Source organism: Nostoc sp. JL34 (assembly GCF_017114945.1).
Lineage (GTDB): Bacteria > Cyanobacteriota > Cyanobacteriia > Cyanobacteriales > Nostocaceae > Nostoc.
Genome location: NZ_JABXKQ010000015.1, coordinates 95,576 through 110,770 on the forward strand (window position 1 = coordinate 95,576; position 15,195 = coordinate 110,770).

Genomic DNA, 15,195 nt, shown 5'->3' on the forward strand with positions numbered 1-15,195 from the left:
AAGTTTTTTGGCATTGGTAAACATTGCCCACCCTACAAAAAATCCAAAATCCAAAATCCAAAATCCTTATGACTCAACTTAATGGAAATCACCTCAACGGCAATCAGAAAAACGGCAATCAGAAGAATGGAGTTAAGCAAGATTCACGAGTCCTGACAAAACAACAGAAAGCTGCTCAAGAATCTTTAACTAACTCAAACACTCAGGACTTTGAGCAATCCATTGTCTTGCGCCAATCTCCAATTTGGTCGCGTACAATCATGGTGACACTAATCGGGCTAGCCTGTTTTGGAATTGCTTGGGCTTATTTTGCCAAAATTGAGCAAGTAGTGCCAGCGACAGGGCAATTAAAACCGCAAGGAACAGTCAAAGAAGTTCAGGCTCCTGTTAGTGGAGTTGTAAAAACAGTTAATATTAAAGATGGACAAGAAGTAAAGCCCGGAGATTTACTGCTAACTTTTGATTCCATAGCCTCTGTTGCCGAATTAAATTCTTTGAATAAAATTCGCCTTGCATTAATTAAAGAAAACCAGATTTATCGCCGATTGATGGGTGCAAGTACCGCCACTGGATCTGAACTGTTATATTTGCGCGGTAATTTGCCTCAAGAAACTGCTTTTCTGCTGAAAAGTCGGGCAGCGTTAGTAGCAGAAAATGAATTATTCCGCACTCAATTAAAAAATTCTGGTCAAGATTCTGGAGTAGGAATTGATGAACAACAACTTCTACGAGTTGCTAAACAGGAATTAGACTCTCGCTCCTCATCAGCACGATTGGAAGTAGAAAAAACCAAAAAACAACTTACTCAAAATCAAATTAAACTGGAAGATAGTAAATCAAGTTTAGCTATTCAACAGGGGATTTTAGATAAGTTGAAGATATTAGCAGAAGAAGGTGGCATTTCTCAGCTTCAGTATCTCAACCAGCAACAAGAAGTACAAAATCGCACAGCAGAAGTAGCGCAACTAGGTGAGGAACTGAAACGCCTCCAGTTTGATATAGAAAAAGGACAACAAGAGTTAAGCAATACGGTGGCTGTTTCTGATAAAAACATTTTGGATAAGATTGCTGAGAACAAACAGCGGATTGCCACAATCGATAGCCAATTCATGAAAGTTTTGCTGGATAATGAGCAGCGTTTGGCAGATGTCAATAGTAAAATATCTCAATCACAGTTAAACGTTAAATATCAAGAACTTCGCGCACCTGTAGCTGGAACAGTTTTCGATTTGCAAGCAAAAAACCCTGGGTTTGTCGCAACTCCAACTACAAAACTGCTGCAAATTGTCCCCAATGAAAACTATATAGCTGAAGTTTTCATCACTAACAAAGATATTGGATTTGTGCGAAAAGGTATGAAGGTAGATGTCAGAATTGACTCCTTCCCTTACAGCGAGTTTGGCGATATCAAGGGAGAAGTGATTGGGATAGGGTCAGATGCATTACCGCCAGACCAAACACATCAGTTTTATAGATTTCCGGCAAAAGTCTCATTAGATAAACAATCCTTAGTGATTAAGGGTAAAAAAGTCACCTTACAATCAGGTATGTCCATCAGTGCCAATATAAAAGTGCGCGAAGAACGGACTGTGCTTAGTTTATTCACTGAGTTGTTTACCAAGCAAGTTGATGCTCTTAAAGAGGTACGATGAAGAGTGCTGAGTTAAAAAACCGCAGTGGCTCCAGAAAGGTAGTTGCTCTTAGCCTTCTCTTTCAGAGACACTGAGGTGAAGGCGTCGAGTAGTCGCCTACGATGGCAAACTTGTCTTCAGCGCTACTTCACAAAGTACATCAATACTAATACTTTTTCGTCACTCAGCACGGGCTAAATGCCTCGCTACCCCTAACAGCACTCAGCACTCTTCATGATGGTTAATTCTCAACGCATCGAACCCGCTCCCGGACAAGAATCAGTTTGGGATTATCCCCGCCCTCCTCGTTTGGAGGACACAAGTAAACATATCCAAATAATCTTTAACGGAGTAATAATTGCAGATACCCACAACGCCAAACGTGTTTTAGAAACTAGTCATCCTCCTTCTTACTACATTCCTCCTGCGGATATCAAAATGGAATATCTACAGATGACACCGCAATCTAGCTTTTGTGAGTGGAAGGGGAGTGCTGGTTACTACATAATCCGAGTTGGTGATAAAGAAGTCCATAATGCTGCCTGGTTCTACCCCAATCCCACACCAGCTTTTGAATCTATCAAGGACTATGTAGCTTTTTATGCTCATTTAATGGATAAATGCTACGTTAATGGCGAAGAGGTACAATCACAACCAGGTAACTTCTATGGCGGTTGGATAACCAGTGATATTGTTGGGCCATTCAAAGGCGCTCCTGGTACTTGGGGATGGTGAGTCAAGTCGCTTCTCGAAATTAAAAATTGCAGTCAGTATGAAAGTAGAAGTAGTACCGCACGATTCTACATGGCGCGGCAAATTTGAGGATGAATCAAAGCATGTTGCGCTTACATTAGGTGAAAATGTAGTTGCTATTCACCATATTGGCAGCACGGCAATTCCACATATCTACGCGAAACCCATTATTGATTTGTTAGTTGAAGTTGAAAACATCGCCAAAGTGGATGATTGTAGTTTGGGTATGGAAGCGTTAGGTTATGAAGTAATGGGCGAGTTCGGCATACCAGGTCGCCGCTTCTTTCGTAAAGATAATAAAACAGGCACAAGAACGCATCATATCCATATCTTCACGACCAGAACATCGTCAGTAGAACGACACTTAGCATTTCGAGATTACATGATTGTACATCCCGAAGATGCACAAAAATATAGTGAATTAAAACGTAAGTTAGCGAAGCAGTATCCTAACGATATCATTGGATATATGAATGGGAAAGATGGGTTTATCAAAGAGATGCAAAGGAAAGCATTGGTATGGTGTACACTTGATAAATTTGAATAATATCAAGTTCGGGTGATTACTTATAATAAAATTTTTCAATGTAGGTTGGGTTGTAGCAACCCTGTAGGAGTAAGGCATTGAAACCCAACATCAACAAAGTTCAAATGTTGGGTTTTGTTCTCGACTCAACCTACTACAGATATTCTAAGTGTTTAGCCGAACCTGACATAACACAATCCCTTTTACCTATTTCTTCTAACGTGAGTTCGACAAGTCTTATTTGACCTCTCCCCCAGCCCCTATCCGACGCCCAGAGGGGAGCAAAGAGCTTAATTTTTCGTTTCTCCTCCCTTTCCGTTTCGGAGAGGGAGGCTGGGAGGGAGAGGTTCATCGAACTCACTTCTTCTTACGTTTAAAACACCAATCCTATCCTCAAAGAATAGGCTAATAAGCTGAGTTTTCTGTAATATCAAAAACCTCAGACTTTAGGGGTACTAAATTTATCTTATGGGTATCTAGCAGCTTTCATTTCAAACATCAAATATGTCCCTCCTAGTCCTTCCACAATTGTGCGTGTATTAGCAATCATCATTTTCTGATAAGTGTCACCGTCACTTCCTGGTTCACCAAGTCCCTCAGCATAAAGCTTCCTGTCAGAAATTTTCACTTCAGCTTCTTTGGCTACGGATTGAATCAAATTAGGATTAATTTCCACCTCAGCAAAAATTGTTGACACTTTAGCCTGCTTAATGTTTGTAGCCAAATTTCTCACTCGTTCGGCTGTTAGTTTTTCGTTAGTACTAATACTTTGCAATCCTCCTGCCAATGAAATACCGTATGCTTTCGCGTAATAACTCAGCGCATCAGAGGTTGTGACTAACTTGCGTTCTTTGGTAGGAATACTGGCAATTCTTGACTTAATCCATCTATCTAGTTGAGTGAGTTCATTTGTAACTTTTTTGGTATTGCTGGTATAAGCCTCTGCATCACTAGATTGTATTTTTCTCAAGTTACTATTAATTACTTCCACCATTCTGATCGTATTTTTGGTATTGTGCCAAAGATGAGGATCAGTTACATTCTTACCGCCTGCCTGAAATTTTTGTGGCTTAGGTACCGCAAGTTGACCGACGGCTATTTTTGGTGCAGAGTTTTTAGTCGCTTTAATTAATTTGATCAGATTTGGTTCAAAATTGTAACCAGTATAAAGAATAAGATTAGCCTGCTCAATGGCTTTACGATCTTCCGGTTTTGGTTTATAAAATTGGGGGTTGGTTGTAGGGGAAATTAAGCAGGTGAGGTTAACTGTATTCCCGGCAATCTGCCTAGTTAAGTCACACAGTACGCTTGTAGTTGCCACAACTTGGGGAAGATTCTCATTTACCTGGCTGCTAGTCTGAGTGAATGTAGTTCTTGCAGCTTGATTTCCACACCCAACAAATCCAATTGTCAAGGTAACAAAAAAAGCTCGGAAGAAATTATTCAATGGTGATTTTTTTGACATCCTCAACTCCTACTGGATGTATAAAAAAGATAATCATTATCGATAAAGTAAGTTTTAGTGAAATACCAGAGGGAAGTCTTCAGCAGGGAAGAGGTTAAGGGGAGACAGGGAAGCCTTTGGCTGAGAAAAGGGTAAAGGTTAGGGAAAAAATTAATCGACTTTTCCCTTTTCTCTTTTCTAGTCAACACCCAGCAATTTTTGGTTGGTGAACCACTAGTGAGGTTTTTACAGGCAAAATATTAGTTAACTTCACGCGACAAGCTGGAAAACTGGTAGAGGTAGGAGCACAATAATAAAGGCGATGCTGGGCTGGAGAGCCTCCAGGAGTGTAGTTTTCTCACCGTCTGTTGAAGGGGCTATACCACTATGCTTACACACCACAAAGGTCGCAAATTGACTAGAATTATCAGCTTAAGGAGTGGGACGTAGTAATGATGGGGCTTATTGAGCATACGGGTTGATTTCGCAAACCGAGTCGTGAATCTAAGGCAATTGTAGCTGTGGTTTTGCGAAGTGTGGATATATCATTGTTACAAAATTGGCAAATTGGCGATTTTTTAGCCATCAGCCTTTGTTACACTAATTTTCACCTAGTAAAGCCTTTCAAGAGCGCTCAGAGCATCATCTAACTACTCTTTATTACCATAATCTAGGCTGTACTTTATGCCATAATTTTTACCCTCTAGTTTCTTCATCATTAAATAACAGCCAAGTCAAGTATATAGAACAATTCCTCAAAGCTAATATTGGTGAAGATAAACAATGGTTATTTTAGTTATTCTCGTTAACACCCTCATTTCGCTGATACTACTCTATGTAGCTTGGCGGGTGTGGCAACTCAAGCAGCAGCTAGCATACATAACAGATAGGTTAACCGCTTATGAAAGTTGTACCCATGCAACACTGAAGAAAGCACCCGAAAATATTTATCTCAGCCAGCAGAATATTTATAAATTACGGCAAAGAAATCAAGCACTACAAATACAAATCCAACAAGTCCGGCAAATTATCAGTCTACTTTTGCTAGGACGACAAATCTGGCAGCGTTATTTTCCTAAACTAGAGTTAACATCTGGAAAAAGAACAGTTGCAAAATGAGTTATGTCAGGTTCATCTGAACATTTATAATTAGGGCTGACACAGGGACACGGAGATAAGTTGGTAGCCATAACCCTCAGGAGGCATTGGCGCAAAAGCGATCGCTCCTTGTTTTCATCACCTAATCTTAAAGCTTGCTAGCAAGCGCCTCTCCGTCAGGAAGCAGGTACGGAACTATGCAAGATGTGGTGACAGAGAGGCTCGCCATAAGGCTTACCGGAGGTATCAAAACTTTGAGAGATACGGGGAGTTGGAATTATAAGTAATTAATGCTTTTGATATTCATGAATAAAAGCAACTTTTATGGCTGATATTTTGTCACGATAGATTAACTGGATAAAATCGGTTGAGTCTTACAAGGGGAGAAAACCCACCTAAAATAGGTGTAAGGAGAGAAACAAAAAAATGTCTAATAACCGTTCTGGAGTATTTATTGGCGGTTTGATGCTGGGAGCTACCATCGGTGCTTTGACCGGTTTGCTCGTAGCTCCACGCACAGGGCGCGAAACGCGTAAAATTTTGAAAAAATCTGCCAATGCTATCCCAGAATTGGCAGAGGATTTATCAACGAGTGTGCAAATCCAGGCCGATCGTCTTTCTGCTAGCGCACTACGAAACTGGGATGAAACTTTAGATAGATTACGGGAAGCGATCGCAGCAGGTGTAGATGCCAGTCAGCGAGAAAGCCAAGTCTTGAAGCGACAAACATCTGTTGAAGACTCAGATTCGCTTCCTCAGCAATTAGAACGCTCATAAATGACATAACCGTGATTGAACCCCTGTTTTGGTTGGGACTTTCCTTACTTTTAGTAGCCACAAGCTTGACTGCGGTTTTAGTGGTGGCAATATCGGCTTTCCAGGAGTTAGCACGTGCGGCTCGCAGTGCAGAAAAACTATTTGATACCCTATCACGGGAGTTACCGCCCACTCTAGAAGCTATCCGTGTCACTGGCTTAGAAATCACTGACTTAACTGATGATGTCAGTGAAGGTGTAAAAAGTGCTAGTCAAGTCGTGAAGCAAGTTGACCAAAGTCTTGATAGTGCAAGAATTCAGGCTCAAAATCTGCAAGCAGGTACACGCAGCATCTTAATTGGCGCGAAAGCTGCTTGGAAAAACTTCACGCGCCAAAAACCAGCGAGGCGAATAAGCGATCGCACCTCAAGTAATGAAAAACCACCATTAAGGGACTTGCGAGAACGAGAAGTGCTCAGGCCAGAAAATCGCCGAATCAAAGCAGAATTGTACCGTACTAATGAGGGTTACAACGACGCTGCTAGCTGGGAAAACAATTTCGATGACGAAGATTGAATGAGGGTATGGGGCAAAACAGTTGTGTTAGCGATAGCTAGGGTTTAGCCCGTTCCGAGTTCTAAATAAGTTAGATTCCCCACTCAATACTCAGCACTCCTGAAGAGCATTGGTTATTTTTCTTCATCTCCCTCACTCCCCAAAAACCTTTTGCTTTGATCCCTTAGATTAGAGTAAAGTAAACAAGTGTAAAGAACTATCATTTTTCTAGTACTCTTTTAAAACAACCTGTTCGCTTTTACCGTTGATATTTGTATAAAAACGTCCATGCAATCTTGTTTTTGGCGACGAATTCTCGTATCTATTGCAATATTTTTCCTGGCTGGGTCAATTTGGGTGATGCATTCTCCCCCAGCACTGGCTTATGACAATCCTGAGTTACTCCCTAACACCTTTACCCCAGTTGTAGATTTAGCTAAATCTCTACCTGTGCTGCAAGAAGAAAAGCTTGTCAAAGATTTAGAGCAGTTTGAAGCCGACACGGGCTGGAAACTGCGAGTACTGACCCAGTATGACCGCACTCCAGGTCGCGCAGTTATAAAATATTGGGGTTTGGATGACAAAAGCATTCTACTAGTTGCTGATTCTCGTGGCGGTAACATCCTCAGTTTTAGTGTCGGTGATGCTGTTTATGAACTTTTACCCCGGACTTTTTGGATAGAACTGCAAACCCGCTTCGGTAACTTGTACTTTGTCCGCGAACAAGGCGAAGACCAAGCCATTCTGCAAGCCTTAGAATCGGTTAAAGGCTGTTTGCTCAAGGGAGGTTGCAATGTTGTCCCCGGACTGCCACGAGAGCAATGGATTCTCACCTTGATTACCTCAATTATTGGTGGAGTGATTTGTGGATTTGCAGCTCAACCCCGCGAGAAAGGACAAGTTTTTGCTTGGCAATGGGCTTTAATTTTCTCACCTTTGTGGGGAATCTTGTTTATTGCCTTTGGGATTGGGCCAGTGGTGACACGCACAAGCGACTGGTTGCCTTTAGTTCGCAATATCTCTGGGTTTCTTATTGGCGTCTTGGTTGCCTACCTATCTCCTATTTTCAGTCGGTCTTCTTCTAGTAATGAGTTATGAGTACCAAAGATTTGAGCGGCGGCGCTGTTGGCTCAAACTTTTCGCTGAGTTATGAGTTAATTAAAAACTTATAACTCCTAACTCCTAACTCTCTGAAGCTGATAAGCTGAAAGCTAATATTTGAGAAGCTCAACAAAAATGGAATGGCACGTAACTGATGCTCAAAGTTTAGCAATCATTGATAGTGAAATTGATATTCATGTCTTTTCACCCGCAGAGTATGAGATTGTACGTCGGGTAATCTACGCCACGGCTGACTTTGAGTATAAGTCTTTGATTCGCTTTTCTGAGCGTGCCTTGCAAGCTGGAGCAGCAGCACTAGCCGCGCGAACCACGATTGTGGTAGATGTGCCGATGGTACAAGTAGGTATTGCCTACGACATTCAAAACACCTTTGCTAATCCGGTGTATTGCAGCATGGAAGCTCTAACACGCCCTCAAAAAGAAAAAACTCGTGCAGCCTGGGGAATAGAAACCTTAGCAAAGCGTTATCCAGAGGGCATTTTTGTGGTTGGTCAAGCGCAAACAGCACTGACTGCACTAGTGGATTTAATTGAAGCTGAGGAAATTAGACCTGCTTTAATAATTGCGACTCCAGTGGGATTTGTAAATGTTGATGAAGCTAAGGAACGTTTACAAGACTCTCTAGTTCCTCACATTACAATTGACAGTCGTAAAGGTAATGCAGTTGTAGCAGCTGCGATCGTTGATGGGTTGGTAGACTTGGCTTGGCAAGCCTATGGACAAGATGGAAATCGGGGGAGTTAGGAAAGTCGCCTCTATTGTATTCTGTATCCAAAAGAGTATTCAAAATCACTGAATATCCTGATATTTTTGTTAAGTAGTACCGATCAAGGAGTCTTTTCTTGTGGTAATTCCAGGTTTCAAGTTAAGCGCATATCTTGCAATTCCCGTGGTATTAGGTCTTTTGGCTGAACGAGAAAGGGTAAAAGTATATTTAGTTGAAAATATCCCTCAGGTATTCACTAACAAGGAAATGAGCCTATCCAGCCGCCAGCTAATCAGCACTAAGGGAACTCCGAAAACATACTATGTTAGTGGTACTGGAAACGACAAAAATAGCGGAGTTTCTTCCTCATCCCCTTTTAAGACCATTCAAAAGGCGGCAAATCTTACTAAGCCTGGGGACACTGTACTCATTATGAACGGAGTGTACACGAATGCAAGTCCGGGTGGAAATGTAGTATCTATTAGTCGTTCTGGAACAGCAAATGCATGGATTAAGTTTAAAGCATATCCTGGGCATCAGCCGAAAATTCAGCACAATGGATGGAATGGAATTTCTATTGGCAATGGAGCGTCATATATTGAGATAAATGGGCTGGAGGTCGTAGGAAACAATGCCAATATAAACCTTGATTATGCGATGAGTCAGAAAACTAACAAGCTAAACCCGCTGACGAATGGAAACTGCATCAATATTGATGGACGAACAAATGGTCATAGTCACCATATACGTATTCTCAACAACAAGGTACATGGGTGTGGAGGAGCAGGCATTTCAGCGATTGAATCGGACTATGTGACAGTATCTAATAATGTGGTGTTCGATAATGCCTGGTACAGCGTTTATGGTTGCAGTGGCATTTCGATGTTGAACAATTGGAATTCTGACAACAACCGCGGATACAAGATGTTTGTGACTAACAACAAGTCCTACAACAATCGCATGTACATCCCTTGGATTGCAGTCGGAAAGATTACAGACGGGAATGGCATTATTATCGATAGTTCAAGAAACGATCAGAATAACTCAAAATTGGATGCATATAAAGGACGTACTTTAGTTCAAAACAATCTTACATTTAATAATGGTGGATCAGGTATTCATGCATTTTTCAGCGATCATGTTGATATTGTAAATAACACAGCTGTTTTAAATAATCAAACTCCAGAACTTAAAGGTGGCCAAATATTTGCTCATACGTCATCAGACGTCAGAATCCTAAGGAACATTCTTTATGCTTTTCCTGGGAAAGGTATTAATATCAATACTAAAAACAAAAACGTTATTTATGATTATAATATCTACATTAATAGTTCTAATATAAGTGTTAAAGGGCCTCACGATATTGTTGCAGACTCACAGTTTTTAAGCAATTATCCCACTCTAGAAAAAATATCTGGTAATTGGAAATTGCAGCTGGATAAACAAAATCCGCCAACGCGGACTTATGTAGAGCCTAAATCGGCAGGTTTTGTTTGTGGGACAGTAACTTATCGTTTGCAAGGGAAACTCATCAAAGTGGGATGTTCTCGTTAGCAAGAAGGCAGGAGGTACAAGGCAGAAGAGATTTATCCCGAATCTAAATGCTCGAATCTCCTGGATGACCATCAGGAAACCTTGCAATTGAACTAAGGATTGGGGATTGGGGACTATTAAGATTTGGATGAGGATTCAGACCTCAAGCAAATCTTAAAGGAATTTCTTGCCCAGTCCCCATTCCTCCCAAACTTGCTGCGCTGTTGGCGAGTGCGTCTGTAAAAAAGTTGGGGAGGAATGGGCATAACCAGTTGAAAGTAAACTACCAAAATATCTGTGATAGGTGGCTTGTAATTAGTGTAGGTCTGTTTCTGGTGTGTGTGTGAAAGAGAAGCCTATGCTGATTACTTTTTTAATCCTCTACTCTCCGACGCCGCCGACGCGGCTTTTGTTGTTGGTCTTCACGCAAGCGGCGACCGACTTCGTTAAAGAAATCTCGCCGCAGATAAGGATAATCGCTAACCCACAAGTCACGATTGGGAAAGTATATATCGCTGAATTCTTCAATACTGCTCAAATCTGGACGATTTGACATCACTACCATTTCTGCAATTTGGCCGCGAGTAATAACTTTGTGGGCAGGACGCAATGGTGCTACAAACTCAATGCTAAATCCTGTGTCATCACCGAGTTCTAAGTTTATCTGTTTTTCTCGGTTTTCTATAATCACCAATTCGCCTTTGTTGTTGACTGTTTCGGTTTTACCCATCAACTGGTCTGTAATCCACCAATCTAGGACTCGACCACGGAAAAAGCCACCGTACTTATAACGGCGGCATTGTAAATTCCGCATACTTGCTTGAAACACTGGATACCACAGCCAAAAAAAGGTGCTAATTACCCCAAGCACAAATACTATTGAAGCAAACTCAAGCTTGAAAACAACTGTTACAAGCAAAATAACAACTACTGCAACTACAGAAATTAACAGCCGTTGCAAAAAATTTGAGAACTTCCCCCAGTAGTACTTGTACTGCAAACCAGTGGCAATTAGGGGGACAACTTGTTCAAATTTCTGGCGAGTCAGTGGTACTAACATGAATGCTGATTAATGAATGCCCAATAGTGGGTTGAAAGTTTAAAGTATCTTTTCTAATCCATATACTAACGACTTTAGCGCTAATACTTTGCGAATCGCTAGTAGCACTCCTGGCATATAACAAGCGCGATCGCTCGTATCATGTCGTAAAGTATAAATCTGTCCCGCTGCGCCAAAAATGACTTCCTGATGGGCAATCAATCCCGGCAAGCGCACGCTATGAATTCTAATCCCTTCATCTGCGATACTGCCCCTAGCTCCTGGTAATTTTTCCGTTTCTTCTACAAGAGCAGGGTTAAAAGTTTTACCCAATTCTCCTAATAACTGCGCCGTTTGAATGGCAGTACCACTGGGAGCATCAGCTTTTTGGTTGTGATGCAGTTCGATAATTTCCACATGGTCAAAATATTTCGAGGCTGCGATCGCAGCTTGTTGCAACAGTACCATGCCAATGGAAAAATTAGGAATAATTAGACAACCAGTGCTAGCTTTGTCGGCAAAGTCTGCCAAGTCTTGAATTTGTTTTGGACTTAACCCAGTGGTGCCGACTACAGGACGAATACCGTAAGCGATCGCACTGCGAATATTGTCATAAACTGAATCGGGATGGGTAAAGTCTACAATCACCCCTGGAGGTGACTGTCTGTCACCAGCCACATACCCCAACATCGGTTCTAATTGATTGGTAATTGGCACTTCTAGAGGTTCGCTTAAACCTGCCAACTCTCCAGCATCTTTATCTTGATGTTCCAAACTGTGGTCAATTGCACCCACTAGGTTTAAGTCAGGTGCTTGCGCCACCGCCTTAATCACTTCACGGCCCATTTTGCCAGCAGCACCGTTGACAATAATCGGGATAGGAGCTTGATTCGTCATAGGTCGAGAAATACTTTTTGAGTCAACAAGGGAATTGTAAAGACTTTGGCGATCTAGTAGCTAGCTTCTCAAATTTTTGGCTTAATTCCACCTACCCTGAATCGTGCAGCTAATCGCTTAGTTTTTCTACTCCCTAAAAGATCGGTTCTCGTTTTCATCTCACTATCTTACCCAGTAACCCGTTTTATTTTCCGATCGCACTGCCTTGATAAGTAGTCCTTATAGAATATATCAGCCTTTGTTTGTCAAGTCTAGTTGACCATTTGCAATATTATTGTTATATTTATTTACATAACTTAGTAAATCGCCAAAGTAAGCTGCATAGTTAAAATTGCACCTTGTTTATTAACTATCTAGTTTTGGTTACGTAGGGTGTTAACTAAGAAAAACAGACTTCGGTTTTACAATATCTCATCGACATTTGGACTTCTCCCATCTACCTCGGCTATTAAGTCGGGGTTTTTTATGTTCTCGATTAGCAGCTTATTTCTTTAACTTTTCTCAGGAAACTTTCGCTCTCGCACTTCCACGGCATAATCTTGCACAGCTTTGGTAATCGTCTCGCGCAAATTCGTATAAACTTTGGCGAATGGTGGATGCTTCTCTGCCAGTCCAAGGACATCTGAGGTAACTAAAACTTGTCCATCGCAGTGAATTCCCGCACCGATACCAATTGTGGGAATACTTAATTTTTGTGAAATCTGCATTGCTAAATCTGCGGGTATATGCTCTAAGACGAGAGAAAATACACCTGCTTGTTCGAGAGCGATCGCTTCTTGTAAAATTCTCTCACTGGCTTCTTGCGTCTTTCCTTGTTGTCGCAAACCCAGTTGATGTATTGATTGTGGTGTCAAACCCACATGACCCATGACCGGAATTCCGGCTTCTACTAAACGAGCCACAGTTTGGGCGATCGCTGGATAGCCACCTTCCAATTTTACCGCTTGAGCGCCCGTTTCCTTCAGTACCCGCCCAGCTGAGTGCATCGCTTGTTGGAGACTTTCTTGATACGTCAGAAATGGTAAATCTACAACTACTAATGCGCGCTTAACCCCACGGCGCACAGATTTGGCGTGATATATGATTTCATCCAAAGTGATTGGCAGTGTTGTTTCATACCCTAGAACTACTGCCATAGAGTCACCCACGAGGATTAAGTCTACACCAGCTGCATCGAGGAGTTGAGCGATCGCATAATCCCAGGCGGTCAACGCCACAATTGAACGTCCCTGTTGTTTCCATTGAATTAATTGCTGGGTAGTGATTGCCATTTATTTGAGTGCTGAGTAGTGTTAGCGTTAGCGGGGCGTTTAGCCCGTGCTGAGTGCTGAGTTAGAAGTTAGGAGTTTTGAATTGAAAAAATTCTTTAACTTATAACTCCTAACTCATAACTCTTAACGAATCATTTAACAGCGCGACTGAAAGCAATATGGGGTTTTGCACTGTCTGTTTTGGGCATTAACCAAGCTAGACCTTCACTAGTGCCGATCCATAATTTATTACCAATGTCAGGTGCAAGGGCAAGAATCCGACTAGAAGGAAGTCCAGCAACTTCTCCGTCTAAAATAGCTCCTGTATTTGGATTTAATCGTAACAAACCATTATTAGTCCCGACCCAGAGACTACCATCTTTAGCAAAACGTACCGCTGTCACGTCACGCCCACGCAGGCGAGTCACAGACCGCAACACTGCACCAGTTTTTGGGTTAATAACTAGCAAATTATTCGGCATTCCCGCCCAAATTAACCCTTCTGGACTAATAGCTAAAGCTTGTACAGTCGTCCCTGGCAAATCGGCTATCCGTTTCATAATCGTTGCACTAGCAGTATTTACCCGCACCAATCCATCAAGAGTGCCAACCCACAGTTGACCTTCAGCATCTAAAGTCAGGGTGTTGGCGCTGACACCAGGCAGATTTTTTAAAGTTGTCATAATCAAGCCTTGGTCGGGACTAATTAGAGCTAAACCGCTATCGGTTCCAGTCCATAAATAACCTCGCTTGTCAAGTAACAGCGACAATACTCGTTTAGAAGGTAAAAATAAATTCTGTGCGGTGATTTCGTTAGTGCGGGGATCTACTCGAACTAGTCCCTCGTAACTTCCTACCCACAAACGTCCTACTTTGTCTTGGGCTAAAGCACCAATGGCAACATTCGGTAAGCTAACACGAGAAACAATCTTGCCGGTTTTAGGATCAATCCGCGATAGTCCCCGCCAAGAACCTACCCAAAGATTACCTGTAACATCTCCCAGTAAGTTACCGACACGATAATCAGTTACTGGCGAATTTTCTTGTACTCCCCGTTCATCAGGCAAAGGTTCTACTCGCGGTGGCGGTGGGGAAGTTGGATAAGCAGGGGTCAAATCAGATGAATTAATATCAGGGGTTTTTTGTGCCCATCCCATATTTGGCGAAGCTATCAACCCTAGCAGAATAGAAGTAATCAATAAACTAGTACGCTTGCAAAACAATACCACGGTGACATTTCCTTTGGAGACAGTACCCATAGCCGTTACCTAAACGGGCTTTGAGTTAATTCCAGTGTTCCCCTAGCTGGGATTTTTTAAACATTGGGGATTGGGGCATCAGGGATGAGGGGGGAGTGTGGGGAGATTATAAAAAAGCTTTGCAGCCTTTCCACACTCTCAATGCCCAATCACCATTTATGACACTTTGTAAAGTATTTGTAACAAAAAGTTTAAATCTTTATGTAATAACAAAATTAAATAGATAAGTTAAAAACTTTCAAAGAATAACTTATCGAATTCTTGATATATTGTGAAACAAGTTACAAATTACGTGGCGTGCAATTTTTTTATCTTTCGCTCACCACTTTGCTAAATCTCTGTCAAGTAAATTCTTTTCTGGTATCTTTTCTATCAACGGAGAAGGTATGAGGAGTGTAAAGGCGGGAATGTGTGCCAGCCAGCCCAATCCCCTGAATATCCCAATTTATGGGGGAATTATCTAAATCAAGCCGCAAAACGCGGAAGTTTTGGTGAAATTGAGAAGGTTTAGTTGGGTGCAAAGAAGAGGTAAAAAAGAATTTTAATTTTTAGCAAGAGGGAACAGTAGAAGCGCTAGGTCGTGTACCCCTAGAAGGGGAAAACACTGGTGAGGAGGGCTACCACAGC

The 15,195-nt window shown here is 41.8% G+C and carries 14 protein-coding genes; 9 read left to right on the plus strand and 5 right to left on the minus strand.

Annotated features, from left to right (window positions below):
• Nucleotides 1-68 precede the first annotated feature (68 nt).
• From HWQ44_RS02145 to HWQ44_RS02155, 3 genes are all read left to right on the plus strand, one after another.
• Nucleotides 69-1,652, plus strand: a complete 1,584-nt coding sequence (locus HWQ44_RS02145) for an HlyD family efflux transporter periplasmic adaptor subunit (RefSeq protein WP_292714098.1) — start codon at nucleotides 69-71, stop codon at nucleotides 1,650-1,652.
• Nucleotides 1,653-1,868: 216 nt separating this feature from the next.
• Nucleotides 1,869-2,366: a DUF427 domain-containing protein gene (locus tag HWQ44_RS02150; RefSeq protein ID WP_292714190.1), complete on the plus strand. Its 498-nt coding sequence runs from the start codon at nucleotides 1,869-1,871 to the stop codon at nucleotides 2,364-2,366.
• A 37-nt stretch (nucleotides 2,367-2,403) separates the two neighbouring features.
• Nucleotides 2,404-2,931 carry a GrpB family protein gene (locus tag HWQ44_RS02155; RefSeq protein WP_292714100.1) on the plus strand — a complete coding sequence of 176 codons (528 nt, stop codon included), beginning with the start codon at nucleotides 2,404-2,406 and terminating at the stop codon, nucleotides 2,929-2,931.
• Between the two features lie 445 nt (nucleotides 2,932-3,376).
• Here the strand turns inward: HWQ44_RS02155 and HWQ44_RS02160 are convergent, their stop codons facing one another.
• Entirely contained in the window at nucleotides 3,377-4,375 is a 999-nt protein-coding gene (locus HWQ44_RS02160) for a zinc ABC transporter substrate-binding protein (protein ID WP_292714102.1), read from the minus strand.
• A 762-nt stretch (nucleotides 4,376-5,137) separates the two neighbouring features.
• On the opposite strand from HWQ44_RS02160, the gene HWQ44_RS02165 reads away from it, so the two are divergent.
• The 6 genes from HWQ44_RS02165 to HWQ44_RS02190 all read left to right on the plus strand — a co-directional run bounded on the left by HWQ44_RS02165 (nucleotide 5,138) and on the right by HWQ44_RS02190 (nucleotide 10,144).
• Nucleotides 5,138-5,473, plus strand: a complete 336-nt coding sequence (locus tag HWQ44_RS02165; protein ID WP_292714104.1) for a hypothetical protein — start codon at nucleotides 5,138-5,140, stop codon at nucleotides 5,471-5,473.
• A gap of 405 nt (nucleotides 5,474-5,878) precedes the next feature.
• Nucleotides 5,879-6,229, plus strand: a complete 351-nt coding sequence (locus HWQ44_RS02170) for a YtxH domain-containing protein (RefSeq protein WP_292714106.1) — start codon at nucleotides 5,879-5,881, stop codon at nucleotides 6,227-6,229.
• Nucleotides 6,230-6,240: 11 nt separating this feature from the next.
• The gene (locus tag HWQ44_RS02175; RefSeq protein ID WP_292714108.1) at nucleotides 6,241-6,783 is read left to right on the plus strand and encodes a DUF948 domain-containing protein; all 543 of its coding nucleotides are present in this window, start codon (nucleotides 6,241-6,243) and stop codon (nucleotides 6,781-6,783) included.
• 267 nt (nucleotides 6,784-7,050) lie between these two features.
• Nucleotides 7,051-7,860, plus strand: coding sequence for a TPM domain-containing protein (locus HWQ44_RS02180; RefSeq protein ID WP_292714109.1), 810 nt, complete (start codon nucleotides 7,051-7,053; stop codon nucleotides 7,858-7,860).
• Nucleotides 7,861-7,998: 138 nt separating this feature from the next.
• Nucleotides 7,999-8,628: a precorrin-8X methylmutase gene (locus tag HWQ44_RS02185; protein WP_292714111.1), complete on the plus strand. Its 630-nt coding sequence runs from the start codon at nucleotides 7,999-8,001 to the stop codon at nucleotides 8,626-8,628.
• A 100-nt stretch (nucleotides 8,629-8,728) separates the two neighbouring features.
• Nucleotides 8,729-10,144, plus strand: coding sequence for a right-handed parallel beta-helix repeat-containing protein (locus tag HWQ44_RS02190; protein WP_292714113.1), 1,416 nt, complete (start codon nucleotides 8,729-8,731; stop codon nucleotides 10,142-10,144).
• A 352-nt stretch (nucleotides 10,145-10,496) separates the two neighbouring features.
• Here HWQ44_RS02190 and HWQ44_RS02195 read toward each other — a convergent pair whose 3' ends face one another.
• The 4 genes from HWQ44_RS02195 to HWQ44_RS02210 form a co-directional block, all read right to left on the minus strand.
• The gene (locus HWQ44_RS02195) at nucleotides 10,497-11,183 is read right to left on the minus strand and encodes a phosphate ABC transporter permease (protein ID WP_292714115.1); all 687 of its coding nucleotides are present in this window, start codon (nucleotides 11,181-11,183) and stop codon (nucleotides 10,497-10,499) included.
• Nucleotides 11,184-11,222: 39 nt separating this feature from the next.
• Nucleotides 11,223-12,059, minus strand: coding sequence for a 4-hydroxy-tetrahydrodipicolinate reductase (gene dapB / locus HWQ44_RS02200; protein ID WP_292714117.1), 837 nt, complete (start codon nucleotides 12,057-12,059; stop codon nucleotides 11,223-11,225).
• Nucleotides 12,060-12,550: 491 nt separating this feature from the next.
• Nucleotides 12,551-13,330 carry a 3-methyl-2-oxobutanoate hydroxymethyltransferase gene (gene panB, locus HWQ44_RS02205; protein ID WP_292714118.1) on the minus strand — a complete coding sequence of 260 codons (780 nt, stop codon included), beginning with the start codon at nucleotides 13,328-13,330 and terminating at the stop codon, nucleotides 12,551-12,553.
• Between the two features lie 131 nt (nucleotides 13,331-13,461).
• Nucleotides 13,462-14,568: a two-component regulator propeller domain-containing protein gene (locus HWQ44_RS02210; RefSeq protein WP_292714120.1), complete on the minus strand. Its 1,107-nt coding sequence runs from the start codon at nucleotides 14,566-14,568 to the stop codon at nucleotides 13,462-13,464.
• Nucleotides 14,569-15,195: the final 627 nt, after the last annotated feature.